Source organism: Paraburkholderia polaris (assembly GCF_012927345.1).
Classification (GTDB): domain Bacteria; phylum Pseudomonadota; class Gammaproteobacteria; order Burkholderiales; family Burkholderiaceae; genus Paraburkholderia; species Paraburkholderia polaris.
Window position 1 is genome coordinate 1 of record NZ_JABBGJ010000045.1, and the last position, 15,562, is coordinate 15,562.

The 15,562-nt window shown below is 63.1% G+C and carries 10 protein-coding genes; 2 read left to right on the forward strand and 8 right to left on the reverse strand.

Going from position 1 to position 15,562, the window contains the following annotated elements; translation table 11 throughout:
• Nucleotides 1-1,421 (reverse strand): acetate--CoA ligase (locus tag HHL24_RS33565; protein WP_169489600.1); only part of this gene is annotated, 1,421 nt, incomplete at its 3' end.
• A gap of 534 nt (nt 1,422-1,955) precedes the next feature.
• On the opposite strand from HHL24_RS33565, the gene HHL24_RS33570 reads away from it, so the two are divergent.
• Nucleotides 1,956-2,747: an alpha/beta hydrolase gene (locus HHL24_RS33570; protein WP_169489601.1), complete on the forward strand. Its 792-nt coding sequence runs from the start codon at nt 1,956-1,958 to the stop codon at nt 2,745-2,747.
• A 35-nt stretch (nt 2,748-2,782) separates the two neighbouring features.
• Here the strand turns inward: HHL24_RS33570 and HHL24_RS33575 are convergent, their stop codons facing one another.
• Nucleotides 2,783-2,974 carry a hypothetical protein gene (locus HHL24_RS33575; RefSeq protein WP_169489602.1) on the reverse strand — a complete coding sequence of 64 codons (192 nt, stop codon included), beginning with the start codon at nt 2,972-2,974 and terminating at the stop codon, nt 2,783-2,785.
• Between the two features lie 412 nt (nt 2,975-3,386).
• On the opposite strand from HHL24_RS33575, the gene HHL24_RS33580 reads away from it, so the two are divergent.
• On the forward strand, nt 3,387-5,624 hold the full coding sequence (locus tag HHL24_RS33580) for an NADP-dependent isocitrate dehydrogenase (protein WP_169489603.1): 2,238 nt from the start codon (nt 3,387-3,389) through the stop codon (nt 5,622-5,624).
• A gap of 117 nt (nt 5,625-5,741) precedes the next feature.
• Here HHL24_RS33580 and HHL24_RS33585 read toward each other — a convergent pair whose 3' ends face one another.
• From HHL24_RS33585 to HHL24_RS33610, 6 genes are all read right to left on the reverse strand, one after another.
• On the reverse strand, nt 5,742-6,758 hold the full coding sequence (locus HHL24_RS33585) for a transglutaminase family protein (protein WP_206003139.1): 1,017 nt from the start codon (nt 6,756-6,758) through the stop codon (nt 5,742-5,744).
• Between the two features lie 13 nt (nt 6,759-6,771).
• On the reverse strand, nt 6,772-9,426 hold the full coding sequence (locus HHL24_RS33590; RefSeq protein ID WP_169489605.1) for a circularly permuted type 2 ATP-grasp protein: 2,655 nt from the start codon (nt 9,424-9,426) through the stop codon (nt 6,772-6,774).
• Between the two features lie 179 nt (nt 9,427-9,605).
• Complete coding sequence (locus tag HHL24_RS33595) at nt 9,606-13,097, reverse strand: transglutaminase family protein (protein ID WP_169489606.1); 3,492 nt, start codon at nt 13,095-13,097, stop codon at nt 9,606-9,608.
• Between the two features lie 207 nt (nt 13,098-13,304).
• Nucleotides 13,305-13,580, reverse strand: coding sequence for a DUF883 family protein (locus tag HHL24_RS44865; protein ID WP_169489607.1), 276 nt, complete (start codon nt 13,578-13,580; stop codon nt 13,305-13,307).
• Between the two features lie 81 nt (nt 13,581-13,661).
• Complete coding sequence (locus HHL24_RS33605; protein ID WP_169489608.1) at nt 13,662-14,492, reverse strand: transglutaminase family protein; 831 nt, start codon at nt 14,490-14,492, stop codon at nt 13,662-13,664.
• Nucleotides 14,493-14,500: 8 nt separating this feature from the next.
• The gene (locus HHL24_RS33610; protein ID WP_169489609.1) at nt 14,501-15,442 is read right to left on the reverse strand and encodes an alpha-E domain-containing protein; all 942 of its coding nucleotides are present in this window, start codon (nt 15,440-15,442) and stop codon (nt 14,501-14,503) included.
• Nucleotides 15,443-15,562 lie beyond the last annotated feature (120 nt).

The following is a 15,562-nucleotide window of genomic DNA, read 5'->3' on the forward strand; positions in this document are numbered from 1 at the left end:
AGAATGCCGCCCTGCCCGTTCGGCACGTCCTGCCCGGTTTCGTCGACGACCGCGGCCATGATGCCCGGCAGCGGCAGCGTGCACGAACCCGGCACCAGTGGCGTGGCGCCCGGCATCGGCGCGATCATGTGGCCACCCGTTTCGGTTTGCCACCAGGTGTCGATGACAGGGCAATGGCTATGGCCGACGTGTTCGTAGAACCACGTCCACGCGGCCGGGTTGATCGGTTCGCCGACTGTGCCGAGCAGACGCAACGACGACAGGTCGTAACGGTCCGGATGAACTTTGGGATCGGACTCGGCCAGTTTGATCAGCGAGCGGATCGCCGTCGGCGCGGTGTAGAACACCGTCACCCGGTGCTTCGCGATCATCTCCCAGAAGCGGCCGGCGTTCGGATAAGTCGGCACGCCTTCGAACACGACCTGGGTTGCACCGATCGCCGTCGGACCGTACGCGATATAGCTGTGGCCGGTGATCCAGCCGATGTCGGCGGTACACCAGAATACGTCGCTGCGTTTCGCGTCGAAGGTCCACTTCATGGTCTGCGCGGCCCACATCAGGAAGCCGCCCGTGCTGTGCTGCACGCCCTTCGGGATACCCGTGGAGCCGGACGTATAGAGAATGAAGAGCGGATGTTCGGCGCCCACCCATTCCGGCTCGCACGTGCCTGCTTCGGCCTGCGTGAGTTCGTGCATCCAGAGGTCGCGCCCTTCGTGCCATGCGACCTTGCCACCCGTGCGCTGATAGACGATGACACTCTTCACCGCTTCGCAGCCGCCGATCGCAAGGGCTTCATCCGCGATGTTCTTCAGCGGAAGCGCTTTACCACCGCGCATCTGTTCGTCACAGGTGACCAGCGCGATCGCGCCCACGTTGACGATCCGCTCATTGAGCGACTTCGACGAAAAGCCGCCGAACACGACGGAATGCGTCGCGCCGATGCGCGCGCACGCCTGCATCGCCACGATGCCTTCAATCGACATCGGCATATAGATCACCACGCGGTCGCCTTTCTTCACGCCGCGGGTGCGCAAGGCATTGGCGAAGCGACACACCCGCTCGAGCAACAGCCGGTAGGTGACATGCGTGACGGTTCCATCGTCGGCTTCAAAGATCACCGCGACGTGCTCGCCGTTGCCGGCTTCGACGTGGCGGTCGAGGCAGTTGTAGGACGCGTTGAGGGTGCCGTCGTTGAACCATTCATAGAACGGCGCGCGGGATTCATCGAGAACCGTGGAAAACGGCGTTTTCCACTCGAGCGTCTCGCGCGCGTGGCGCGCCCAGAATCCGGCGTAATCGCGTTCAGCCTCAGCGACCAACGCTCGGTAGGCGTCCATACCAGAGATCGCGGCGTAAGCTGCCACACTGGCGTGAGGAAGGAAGGCCTGCGGCTCCTCCAGAATCGAATCGATGGTTGACATTTTGTGTCCCTTGCACGCTTTCGTGCGTGCTCGATAGGTGCATTGCGCTAGTCGCGGTGCCCCTGCTGCGCCAGGCGTGACAAGGCAATCCGTACAATCGTCTCGATCATACGGTTGGCCGCTCCGGGCGGAATGGGGATAACGCACAAATCGGTCTGGGAAGCCTGTCACGCGAAACTGTTTTGATCGCGGTGACGGAGAAACGCAGGGGGCTTGCGATGACGGTGCTCGCGTGGGAAGAGGAAGTCGGTACGGTGGCGTACAGGGCTGGCCAGCGTTACCGTTTGCAGGTGGATCCATTCAGGGAAATGTAAGACTCGCACCCTTTCCCCGGCTGCAGAAAAAAATGGAATAAGCCGCAACTCGATGTGTTTGCCCCTACATAGACGGCAACAAGCAGACGGTCCACGAGTGAAAGCAGCAGCGCCTCTGCGCGACTCCGGCAGCACGTGGATCACATAGGTGGACAGGTAAAGACGCAGTTTTCAATCACATAGATAGTTTGATTCAATCACCATCAATTAGGCATCCAAAATGAAACGCAACCTTGCAATGACCCTTTCGACGATTCTCCTCGCATCGGCCGGCGCAGTCACCCAGGCGTCGGCACAGGACGCCCCGCCGCAGAATGCGCCGGTCCACAATATCGTGCTCGTGCACGGCGCGTGGGTGGACGGATCAGGCTGGAAGCCGGTTTATGACCGGCTGACCAAAGACGGTTACCACGTCACGATCGTGCAGGAGCCGCTCGGTTCGCTCGAAGACGACGTCGCCGCAACCAAACGCGTGCTCGACCAGCAGAACGGCCCGACGATCCTCGTGGCCCACAGCTACGGCGGCTCGGTCATCACTGAGGCCGGCGTGCATCCGAACGTCGTCGGCCTCGTGTACGTGGCCGCGCACGCGCCTGCCGTCGGCGAAGATGAAAGCACGCTTGGCAAAGGCATGCCGAGCTACACGTCAAAACAACCGGGCGCCATCATGAAAACCGGCGACGGCTACACGTACCTGAATCCGGCAGATTTCCCGAGCGATTTCGCCGCCGATCTGCCGCTCAAAGAAGCCCAGTTCGAATCGCACGCGCAAATCCTGACTGCAGCGAAGGTCTTCTCAACGCCGATGACGGTCGCCGCATGGACCAGCAAACCGAGTTGGGGTATCGTCGCGGCCGACGACAAGATCATCAATCCCGACCTTGAACGCTGGTACTACGCGCGTGCGCATAGTCACACGACGGTACTCGCCGGCGCGAGCCACTCGGTCTACGAATCGCGTCCGAAAGAAGTCACCGCAGTAATCGAGGATGCGGCGAAGCACGCCTCCTGAACAACCACTGGCCGCTCAACCTGACCAAGCCAGTCTCAGTTGTCCTGCCTGAATTCGTCTGCCAGAATCCGCAGCCTACGAAACTTGTCATACAGCTGGTGGACCGCGCGCAGCGTATCCAGCCACTCGCCGGTCTCGCGCGGATCGAGATCGTCATTCACATTCATCTTGTCCCAGGACGTTTCGCGTCCGTGGCCGGCGCGCTGACTGCCGTCGCGATAACGCAATGGCTATGCCAGCCAACCAGTGACGCAAGGAAGTCTTCACGCATTGATTCAAAACAACTCATAAAGCGTCACTCGCCAGCGATGTCGTAGACGCGACCGTGATGCCAATTTGTCATGACGCGCGTCAGTCAACGCATATGTCAGGCCGTTTTCCACGAATTCGTCTTATCATTGTTATTTCTCCGACGCCACTCGCTGTCCATCCATATCGATCACCCGCGCATCGACGAACCACCGCGCTCCACGGCGCGGCTTCGAAACCAACCTGCCGAAACGCGTTATCAGGTTGCGGAATCCGTCGCGTGAAATTGCATGATGAGGGAACCGAAATCAGGCAGAATTCGAAACACGAATGCCGGTCTGTGACGCGGCCGGCGGCACCCACAACTGTTTCTCGACCTTGAGACAAGCGATGAGTACCCAGCAACCCACGATCATCTACACCCTGACCGACGAGGCTCCGTTGCTAGCGACGAGTGCCTTCCTGCCCATCGTCAGCACGTTCACCGCGCCGGCCGGAATCCACGTCACCACCAGTGACATCTCCGTGGCCGGCCGCATCCTGGGCGAGTTCCCGGAATTCCTGACCGAGGCACAACGGGTGCCCGACAGCCTGAGCGAACTGGGTCGCCTAACCCTGCTGCCCGACACCAACATCATCAAGCTGCCCAACATCAGTGCCTCCGTCCACCAACTGGTGGGCGCGATCAAGGAACTGCAGGCCAAGGGCTACGCGGTGCCGGATTTCCCTGAAGAGCCGAAGACCGACGCCGAAAAAGCCATCCGCCAACGCTACTCGAAGTGCCTCGGCAGCGCGGTCAATCCTGTGCTGCGCGAGGGCAACTCGGACCGCCGCGCGCCTGCCGCCGTGAAGAACTACGCCCGCAAGAACCCGCACAGCATGGGCGAATGGAGCATGGCTTCGCGCACCCACGTGGCCCACATGAAGCACGGCGACTTCTACCATGGCGAAAAGTCCATGACCGTGGACCACGCCCGCGACGTGAAGATGGAATTGCTTACCCAAAGCGGTAAGGCCATTGTGCTCAAGCCCAAGGTGTCGCTGCTGGACGGCGAGATCATCGACAGCATGTTCATGAGCAAGAAGGCGCTGTGCGACTTCTATGAAGAGCAGATGGAAGACGCCCGCAAGACTGGCGTGATGCTATCGCTGCACGTCAAGGCGACGATGATGAAGGTCTCGCACCCGATCGTCTTCGGTCACGCGGTGAAGATTTTCTATAAGGAAGCTTTCGAGAAGCACGGAAAGCTGTTCGACGAACTGGGTGTGAACGTCAACAATGGCCTCGTCAACCTGTACGACAAGCTGGAAACACTGCCCAGTTCCAAGCGCGAAGAAATCATCCGCGATCTGCACGCCTGTCACGAGCACCGACCCGAACTGGCGATGGTGGACTCGGCCAAGGGCATCTCCAACCTGCATGCGCCCAACGATGTGATCGTGGATGCCTCGATGCCGGCCATGATCCGCATCGGCGGCAAGATGTGGGGCGCCGACGGCCGTCCGAAGGACACCAAGGCCGTGATCCCGGAGAGCACGTTCGCCCGCATCTATCAGGAGATCATCAACTTCTGCAAAACCAACGGCAACTTCGACCCGGTCACTATGGGCACCGTGCCCAACGTCGGGTTGATGGCCCAGCAGGCCGAGGAATACGGCTCGCACGACAAAACCTTTGAAGTACCCGAAGCGGGCGAAGCCCGCATCGTCGACCTTGCCACCGGCGAAGTGCTGCTCACGCAGAACGTTGAAGAAGGCGACATCTGGCGCATGTGCCAGGTCAAGGACGCGCCGATCCGCGACTGGGTCAAGCTGGCCGTCACGCGCGCGCGCAACTCCGGCATGCCGGCTATCTTCTGGCTGGACCCGTATCGCCCGCACGAAGCGGAGATGATCAAGAAAGTCGAGACCTACCTCAAGGATCACGACACCACCGGCCTCGACATCCAGATCATGTCGCAGGTGCGCGCCATGCGTTACACGCTGGAGCGCGTCATCCGCGGCCTCGACACTATCTCGGTCACGGGCAACATTCTGCGCGACTACCTCACCGACCTGTTCCCTATCATGGAACTGGGCACCAGTGCCAAAATGCTCTCCGTCGTTCCACTCATGGCTGGCGGCGGCATGTACGAAACCGGTGCCGGCGGCTCGGCGCCCAAGCACGTCAAGCAACTCGTGGAAGAAAACCATCTGCGTTGGGATTCGCTGGGTGAATTCCTGGCGCTGGCCGTCTCGCTGGAAGACCTGGGCATCAAGACGGACAACCACAAGGCGAGAATTCTGGCCAGGACGCTGGACGCCGCCACGGGCAAGCTGCTGGACAACAACAAGAACCCGTCGCCCAAGACCGGCCAGTTGGACAACCGCGGCAGCCAGTTTTATCTCGCCTTGTACTGGGCCCAGGAATTGGCGGGGCAAACCGAAGACGCCGCTCTAGCCGCACAGTTTGCACCGTTGGCAAAGCAACTGACTGACAACGAGCAGATCATCGTGGCCGAGTTGTCGGCCGTGCAAGGCAAGCCGGCGGACATCGGTGGCTATTACAAGCCCGACGCCGACAAGCTCGCTGCCGTGATGCGTCCGAGCAAGACGTTGAACGCGGCGCTGGCGGCGACGCAGGCTTAAAAGAGTCCGGCCGCCCTGTCAATCAGGGCGGCTTGTATTTGAATCTCGACCTTGGTCCCGAGTCGATCAGCCGCTTGGTCGGAAGCGTGATTCGCTGGAACACCATCCCTAACATCGTCAAGCGTTACCACCGCCGCCCGCCCCCAATAACTCGTCAAGCGGATCGACCGTAACGCCCACCCTTAGCGCGTGCTCGCGGCCACCACCGCGGATCACACCACGCAGCGGCGCTACGTCCGCATAGTCGCGGCCGGTCGCAAGCACCACGTAATCGTCGCCGGGCGCACGGTCGTTGGTCGGGTCCAGTTGCAACCAGCCGCCGTCCTCGGGCCAGGCCGGATCGTAGACTTCGGCCCACGCATGCGAGGCGTCGGCGCCAATCAGGCGCGGCTTGCCAGGCGGCGGCCGGGTCAACAGGTAGCCGCTGACGTAGCGCGCGGCAAGCCCCAGCGAGCGCAGCGCGCCAATTAGCACATGCGCGAAGTCCTGACACACGCCGCGTCGCATCGCCAGTGCATCGAGCGCGGTCGTCGTCACCTCGGTGCTATCGGACGCGTAGGCGAAGTCCTCGTGAATGCGCTGCATCAGTTCCCACGCCGCCTGCACGAGTGCCCGGCCAGGCGTGAAGCTGGGCGCCGCGTAGCGTGCCAGATCGACGTGACGGGCAACGTAGGTGGAGGCAAAGGTGAACTCGCTGGCCGCGTGATAAGGCTGGCCCGCACGATAGCTGAGGCGCTCGCGGATGGTTTCCCACGCGCTGGCGTTGCAGCCGGAGGGATCGGCGATCATCGGCGGCCGCTCACCGGATGCAGCAGCTGCCAGCTGCGGCGGCCGCACACGAACCAGACTGCTGCTGCGCACGAGCAGTTCGTCGTGCGGCTGGTTGAGGGCAAAGAAGTAACGCCGATTGCCGAAGGCGTCTGCCCCCGCGCTGATCAGGTCCGGTTCGGGTTTCACGTCGAGCGAAAAATCCAGCACCTGTTGACGAGGCGTTTCCCGCGGATGCAACCATGACTGATGCTGCGCGTATTCGACCCGCGCCGAGTATTGGTAATGCGTATCGTGCGTCACGCGCAGCAAGCGCGCGCCGTCGGCGCACTGATCCTGGCTGGCGGACTGCTCGGGTAGGTTCATGATCAATTTCTCTTTAGCCCCACAGCGTCGTTTCGGCTTCGCGCACATGGCTGAAATAGCGCTCGCCGATGCGGTCAGACAGCTTGCAAACTGCCTCGCAACAGGCGTTCAGGCGATTCAGCAGCGCCCCGTAACGGCCGTCTTCGCCCGGGTCGCACAATTCGCGCAGCGGCCAACTGGCGACGTCCGGGATGATTCGAGCCAGGTCCGACAGCTCATGGCGCTCACCGCGCTCCACCTTGGATAACCGTCCGCGTAATGTCTGTGCCACCCACGCCAGCGAGCGCGGGTTGTCGGCGTCCAGCACAAGCAGGTCGATCAGCGGCGCGACGTCGAAGCGGCGCTGGAATTGCGAGCGAAACGTGATCGCGCTGTCGAACACTTCGAGCACCAGCTCGAAGCCATCCTGCTCGTGGACCGCACCGGTTCTAAACGCCGCTGTGAGGCCGGTGCCGAGAAACTCCAGACGATCGATCTGCCGGCCAATCGAGAGCAAGCGCCAACCGTCGTCGCGTGTCATGTGATCGGTCTGTGCGCCTGTGATCGCGCCCAGGTGAATGTTCAGGCGCGCCAACGCACGCAGCGCCTGATGACTGGACGATTCACGCTCGCCGCCGCAGGTTTGCCACGTCTGACTGAAGCGCTGGGACGCCTCCTCGATCAGCCGCCATTGTTCGACAGACAGGCGCTCGCGGATCGCAGTCGCCGTGGCGCACATGCCTTGCAGACTGAACGCGACGCTCGCGATCCCATCGTCGCTGCTCGTCAGCGCCGCGCTCAGTGCACGCTCGAATTCGCGCGGCGCCTGCGGGGCCGGCGGTGTGTCGGCAGGAATCATGTGGTTTTCCCGGCACAGCACATCGAGCAGATGCAGCTGTGCCGCACTGTCGTCGTCCGCCTCCGCACTGAGGCGCTCGAGCGCCGCGCGCGCGAGACGGGCACTGTTTGCCGCGCGCTCGGTGTAACGCCCGAGCCAGAACAGATTCTCGGCGGCACGGCTCGAAACGGTACGCGATCGCGCGATCAGGTCGTCGGGGCCGAGATGTTCACGCAGCATCGTCGTCGCATCGACGGCGCCCTCGGTCATGACCCACGTGTCGACGCTGCTGCCGCCTCGTTGCATCGACACATTGGACAACTGATCGCGGCTCGCGATACGTGTGAGCCCGCCCGGCAGCACACGCCAGGCGCCTGGCCCGTCCGAAATCGCGAACACGCGCAGCATGGCCGGGCGCGGCACGATGCGCTCGTGCACCGCGCTGTCTGCCGCGTCACGGCTCTGCCAGGTCGGCGCCTGCGAGAACGGCAGATACGACTGGACCGTGTAGTTGTCCGGTTGCGCGGCGATGAGCGCGCGCCACTCATTGATCATCGGCGCCGACAAGGTGCTGCCGATGACCGGCTCGAACCGGCCGCCGCATTGAACACCGGCTGGATACGTCGGCTTGATCACGCACTGCGACAACAGCGGCATGGCTTCGTCGTAGGCGAGCCGCTCGCCGCACCACCACGTCGGCACCGCCGAAAGGAGCAGCGACTCACCCAGCAGACGTTCGGCAAGCCGCGGCAGGAAGCCCAGAATGCCGGGTGACTCCAGGAAGCTGGAGCCAGGCGCATTGGCGATCAGCAGATTGCCGGCACGCACCGCCTGCAACATTCCCGGCACACCCAACGCAGAATCCGAGCGCAGTTCCAGCGGGTCGAGATAGTCGTCATCGAGGCGCCCGAGCACGCCATGCACGGGCTCCAGTCCCTGTAGCGTCTTCAGGTACAGACGATTGTCGCGCGCGGACAGATCGCTGCCTTCCACCAAGGTCAGCCCCAGGTAGCGGGCAAGGTAAGCATGCTCGAAGTAGGTTTCGTTGAGCGGGCCCGGCGTCAGCAGCACGATGCGCGAGTTTCGCCCCGCCGGGCTCATGTCCTGCATACTCTGCAGCAAAGCTCGATAGCTGGCTGCGAGGCGCTGCACGCGCAGACTGTGAAACGGCTGCGGAAACAGACCGGAGACGATCAGACGGTTTTCCAGCAAATAGCCGAGACCCGACGGCCCCTGGGTACGCTGCGACACCAGCCGCCAATCGCCATTCGGTGCGCGCGCAAGATCGAACGCAGCGACATGCAGCCACGTCCCTCCGGCGGGGCGCACACCGTGCATAGGCCGCAAATAACCGGGATGCCCTGTCACCAGCGCGGGTGGCAACAACGCGTCACGCAGGATGGTTTGGGGTCCGTAAAGGTCGTCGAGCATCGCATTGAGCAGCCGCGTACGCTGCAGCACGCCGCGCTCGATACCAGCCCAGTCCTGCGGCGTGATGAGCAGTGGAAACAGATCGAGCGACCACGGGCGCGTGGCCCCCTTGCTGACATCGGCATGGACGTTGTAGGTGATGCCGTTGTCATGCACGCGGCGGCGCAGCGCCTCGACGCGCTTGTCGAGGCTGGCGAAGCCCTCGCCGGCCAACTGCGTGAAGAATTCGCGCCAATGCTCCGTCAACGGCATGGTCAGCGTCGCAGCGGCGCTGCCACGCAGCTCATCGTATTGACCGGCTTCGGCGGCGCGAGCCCGATCGGCAGCCGGTTCAGCGGCACCCTGGCCTGAGCCGGTCTGAACCGGCGCCGCGCATAAGCTATCGTCGGACGCTGGGCGATTGGGTTGGGTAGAAAGCACTTCCACGATCTCGTTTTGTCATATGGGGTGGTTCACGCGCGACGTGTGCGACGCCCGCTTCGCACGCTGCCGGCGAGGCCACTCGCGTGCTGGCCTGGTCCACACGGGCCGGCCCCGCATAGGCCTGCTTATCAGCGAGGGCCGATGTCTCCGATCGGCCCTCGCGCGATACAACGCCCTCAGCGCCTCGTCTGGCTCGTATATCGAAGGTCCAGCGTGAATGGGAACTCCCGGCTCGGCGTGGCCAGCTCGACTGCCATCCGGCCCGGCGTGTGTCCCATACTGAAGAAGCGCGCCAACCGCCGGCTCTCGGCCTCGTAGGCGTTGACCGGCAGCGTGTCGTAGTTGCGGCCTCCCGCGTGCGCGACGTGATATTGGCAACCGGCCAGCGAGCGCTGCATCCACGTGTCGACGATGTCGAAGGTCAAGGGTGCATGCACGCCAATGGTCGGATGCAAAGCCGACGGCGGCGCCCATGCTTTGTAACGCACACCCGCCACGTATTCGCCGACCGTGCCGGTCGGCTGCAACGGCAGTGCCTGCCCATTGACGGTGACGACGTAGCGATTGTCGTTGAGCCCGCTCACGTGCACCTCCAGCCGTTCGAGCGACGAATCGACATAGCGCGCCGTGCCGCCGGGGGCGCCCTCCTCACCCATTACGTGCCACGGTTCCAGCGCACCGCGCAGGCTGAGCTGGATGCCGCGCGCCGCCACCTGCCCATACAGGGGAAAGCGGAACTCGAAGTGCGGCGCGAACCACGCGGGGTCGAACGGATAGCCGGCTTCGTTCACCTCGGCGATCACGTCGTCGAAGTCCATTTTCAGGAAGGCCGGCAACAGGAAGCGGTCATGTAACTCCGTCCCCCAACGCGTCAGGCGCACCTTGTAGGGCTCTTTCCAGAAGCGCGCGATCAGTGCGCGCAGCAGCAGTTGCTGGACGATGCTCATGCGTGCGTGCGGCGGCATCTCGAACGCCCGCAACTCGAGCAGACCGAGGCGCCCGGTCGCGGAATCGGGCGAATACAGCTTGTCGATACAGAACTCGCTGCGGTGTGTGTTGCCGGTCACGTCGATCAGGATATTGCGCAGCACCCGGTCGACCACCCACGGGGGCATGGCCTCGCCAAACAGCAGCTTGTTGCGTTCGATCTCCTTGAACGCGAGCTCCAGTTCGTAGACCTGATCGTTTCGCGCCTCGTCTACGCGCGGCGCCTGGCTGGTCGGGCCGACGAACAGCCCCGAAAACAGATACGACAGCGACGGATGGTTGTGCCAGTACGCAATCAGACTGGCGAGCAGATCGGGGCGGCGCAGGAACGGACTATCCGCCGGCGTGGCGCCACCCAGTACGAAGTGGTTGCCGCCGCCCGTGCCGGTGTGACGGCCGTCGACCATGAACTTCTCGCTGCATAGCCGCGACTGGTAGGCCGCTTCGTAGAGGAACTCGGTACGCTGCACCAGCTCGTTGAAGTCATGCGCCGGATGGATGTTGACTTCGATAACGCCGGGGTCCGGGGTGACCTGCAGCATCTTCAGCCGCGCGTCGCGCGGTGGCGGGTAGCCTTCCAGTATCAGCTGGACGCCTAGCTCCCCGGCGGTCAGTTCGATCGCGCCCAGCAGGTCGAGATAGTCTTCGAGCGCGGCAAGCGGCGGCATGAAGACGTACAGGTTCCCGCCGCGGGCTTCGACGCACAGCGCCGTACGCGTGATCCACGCGGCCGACTCGTGGTGTTGCGGATAGCGCTTGTCTTCGTCCCCTCGTCCCGGTCCCTTGGGGTCGAGACCCACGTCGAGCCCCACGCCGACACCCACGCCGACACCCACGCCGACACCCACGCCGCCGCGCAGAGACTGCATCAGCGTGCGCGTGCCGGCGCGCTCATCTCTTCCCGCCGCCCATGACGGCGCGCCGCCCACACCGGCCGCGCCTGGATAGCGTGCACGCAGCGCCTCGGCGCCCGGCAGCGCGGCGCGCGGCGCAAACGGATCCTGTTCGACTGTGTACGGGTAATCGCTCTCGCTGACCCAAGGCAGCGAGTCAAGCGGCAAGCGATAGCCCATCGGCGAATCGCCCGGGTACAGATACATGCGTTCGTCGCGGAAGAACCATGGCCCGGTCTGCCACCGCGGACCACCAGTACCCGGACTTTTCTCGGCAGGCTTGAGCGGAAGCAGGTAGCCGACAACGCTGTCGAGTTTCTGCTCGAACACCTTGCGCAAGCGGGCGCGCTCGAGCTCGTCATCGAGGCGCGAATCGAACGGGTCGACGTTGACCGGAAGGCGGCGCTCGCGCCACAGGTAGTACCAGACATCCTCGTAACCCGGCTCGATGCATTCGCCGTCGAGGCCAAGACGTGCGCTCAGCGCCGCGATGAAACGCTGCGCATCGGCTGCTGTATGGGACGAAGGCTCGCGCTCGTCGGCGAAGAGCGCCGGGTTGTTCCAGGCCGGCTGACCGTCCTCGCGCCAGAAGATCGACAGCGCCCAGCGCGGCAACTGTTCGCCCGGATACCACTTACCCTGGCCGAAATGCAGAAAGCCGCCTTGGCCGTATTCCGCGCGCAGACGCTGCACGAGTTCGGTCGCGTAACCCCGCTTGGTCGGCCCCAGCGCCTCGGTGTTCCACTCGGCGCCGTCGCGCTCGTCGATCGAGACAAAGGTCGGCTCGCCGCCTTGGGTCAGACGTACGTCGCCGGCCAGCAGATCCGCGTCCACCGCTTGCCCGAGGGACAGTACATCCTGCCATTGCTGGTCCGCGTAAGGACGGGGCACGCGCGGCGATTCATAGATGCGCGTCACGTTCATCTCATGCGAAAACTCGACCTTGCATTCGTCGACCAGCCCTTCGACCGGCGCGGCGCTCATCGGCTGCGGCGTGCACGCGAGCGGAATGTGCCCCTCGCCGGCCAGCAAACCGGAGGTCGGGTCGAAGCCGATCCAGCCCGCGCCCGGCAGGTAGACCTCGCACCATGCGTGCAGGTCGGTGAAATCGACTTCGCTGCCGCCCGGGCCGTCGAGCGCCTTGACGTCGGGTTTGAGCTGGATCAGGTAGCCGGATGCGAAGCGCGCGGCGAGACCAAGGTGACGGCACAACTGCACCAGCAGCCAGCCGCTGTCGCGGCATGAGCCGGAACCGAGCTTGAGCGTCTGCACCGGCGTCTGCACGCCCGGCTCCATCCGCACGAGATAGCGGATGTCCTGCTGCAGCTTCTGGTTGAGCGCCACGAGGAAATCTATCGTGCCCTCGATCGAACGGTCGATGCCCTCCGCATAGGAGAGAAACACCGGCGCAGCCGCTGCGACCGGATCGCATGCCAGGTACGGTGCCAGTTCCTGGCGCACCGAGCTGTCGTACTGGAACGGAAACGTCTGGGCACTTTCTTCGAGGAAAAAGTCGAACGGGTTGTAGACCGACATCTCGGCGACCAGATCGACCGTGACCTTGAACCCACGGGTTTTCTCAGGGAATACCAGGCGCGCCATGTAGTTGGCGAACGGATCCTGCTGCCAGTTGACGAAGTGCCCAGCGGGTTCGACCTTCAAGGAATACGACAGGATTGGCGTACGGCAATGCGGTGCGGGGCGCAGCCGGACGATTTGCGGACCGAGGTTGATCAGCTTGTCATAGCTGTAATGGGTGACGTGATGGAGCGCGACGTGAATGGACATGTATGACGCTTCTATTTCTATTCGACGGATGGATGGGCTGAACCGGCAAGCTCTCCGGGAGCGCTGCGCGCACGCTTGCCTCACCCCGGAGCCTGGCGTCGCGAATTCTCAGGACGCACCGAGCCCTGCAACCGGAGGTGCCGAATCAGGCTCCTTCCAGTTACATCGAGGCCCAGCCGTGTCGCTATGTGCCGGTGACCCGGCGGACTATTTTCGACCGATCAACAAACCGATTAGCACGCCGATACCCAAGGCCACGCCGGCCGTCGTCCATGGACTGTCATGCGCATAGTCGTTGGCAGCCTGTGCAGACTTGCGCCCCTTCTCGACGACGATGACCTGCGCATCGGCCGCCCTCTGTTTCGCGCGCTTGAGACGCGCGCGCACCTTGCCGGAAACCGGTTCCGCGTCCACGCTGGAAGCGTGTGCAACGTCTTCCGACGAGCCATTGATGTCGCTCACTGCGCTACCGAAATTTGACATACTGCCTCCCTGCAAGCGTGGTTAAGAACATCGACGCATACCTCATCAGCGCAATCGCTGATAAGGCGTTACAACAGTCCGTCAGCGTTGACTTTGACTCTGGCTTTGACCTTGCGCCGGCAAAACGCTGACCTCGACAGTGAGCGTCCCAGCACCCTGCCCGGTGCGAATACCGGATACGGGCATCGCATCGCGATAGTCGAGGCCGGTGGCGATGCGCACATAGCGCTCGTCCGGACACGTGTTGTTGGCCGCATCAAAGCCCACCCAACCGAGTCCGTCGAGATACGCCTCCGCCCATGCGTGGCTCGCCGTCTGCTTCGCGACACCGGCCATCAGCAGATAACCCGAGACGTAGCGGGCCGGCACATGGAGCGCTCGCGCCACGGCGATAAAGACATGCGCATGGTCCTGACAGACCCCCTGGCGGTTGAGCAAAGCCGTCTCTGCATCCGTGCTCACCTCGGTCGTGCCGGGCTGATAAGCGATCCGGTCGTGGATCGTACTCATCAACGCATGCAGCGACTGAAGCTGCGCGCCTTCGGCGCGCAGGTCGGCGGCGAGCGCTTTGATTCGTTCGCCGGCCCGGGTGAGCGGCGTCTCGCGCTCGAAAATCCACGGCGGGGCGAGGCCGTCGACCGTGCCGAAGATTCCGGCCAGGTCCTGCGTGTCGACCGTTCCCGCGGCCACGATGACGATCTCGCGCGTGTTCCGTTCTTGCCGGACGAAATCGACACGGTTACCCATACCGTCCACGTAAGAGACGTTCGGTTCGACGCCGTCGACCGTGACCTGCCAGTCGATAACCGTCTGCCCGGGGCAAGACTGCGGACGCAACCTCAAGCGTTGCAATGCGTAAGGGACCGGCTGATCGTACTGATAGTGCGAAGTGTGGCGAATAGCGATACGCATGGCCGGTCTCAATCGAAGTTGTAGGTTTCGGCGATTTCAAAACCAAGCCGGTTGTTCTGTCCGATGAAGCCTTCAAGAAACTCGTGCAGGCCCTGCGCAAAGATCTGCTTGACCGTGTTGTCGCGGAGCGTGGCGAGCGTAATGTCGGCGGTCTTGTGGCAGGCATGAGTGACGCCATAGTCTTGCGCCAGATACTCAAGGTTCGCGACGATGTTCAGGTAACAGAAGTTCAGCGAGCGCGGCATGCGGCCGTTGAGGATCAGATAGTCGGCGATATTGGTCGGCTTGTACTGGACGTCGTAGACCCAGCGGTAGGATCGATGCGCGTCGACCGAGCGCAGGATCGATTCCCACTGGTAGTTGTCGAGCGTCGTGCCCACATAGGACACCGCGGGCAGCAACAGATGGTATTTGACGTCGAGAATGCGTGCTGTGTTGTCAGCGCGTTCGATGAAGGTGCCAATGCGGGCGAAATCGAAAATCTCGTTTCTGAGCATCGTGCCGTGGAAGGTGCCGCGAATCAGCGCGGCCTGGCGCTTGATCTGATCGAGCACGACCGGCAGTTCGCTCGCCGCCACAGGCGTGGCCAGCACCCGCTTGACCACCATCCAGGCTTCATTCACGCTCTCCCACGCCTCACGGGTGAGCGCCGTGCGTACCATGCGGGCATTCGAGCGCGCCGCTTCGATGCACGACAGGACGCTCGACGGATTGTGGCCGTCGCGCAGCAGATAGTCGGAAACGGTGCCGGCGGTATAGGCGTCGTGTTTCTCCCGGAAGCCCTCTTCCGTGCCGGAGGTCACCACTACGGACGACCATGTTGCCTGCGCATCGGCGGTTCGGGTCAACGCCATACGCAGCCCGGCGTCGACTATCCGCGCGATGTTTTCCGCGCGTTCGATATAGCGGTGCATCCAGTAGAGCCCGCTTGCTGTGCGTCCAAGAAGCATGTCCTGTCCAACTCCAGTGTCTGTTTATTGCCGTGTGCCAGTCCTGTATCAGGCTGGCGTTCTCTCAGGTTCTTGCGCGTCCAGTCTCTTCGATAGGACTTCGGACGATATGCGGCACTC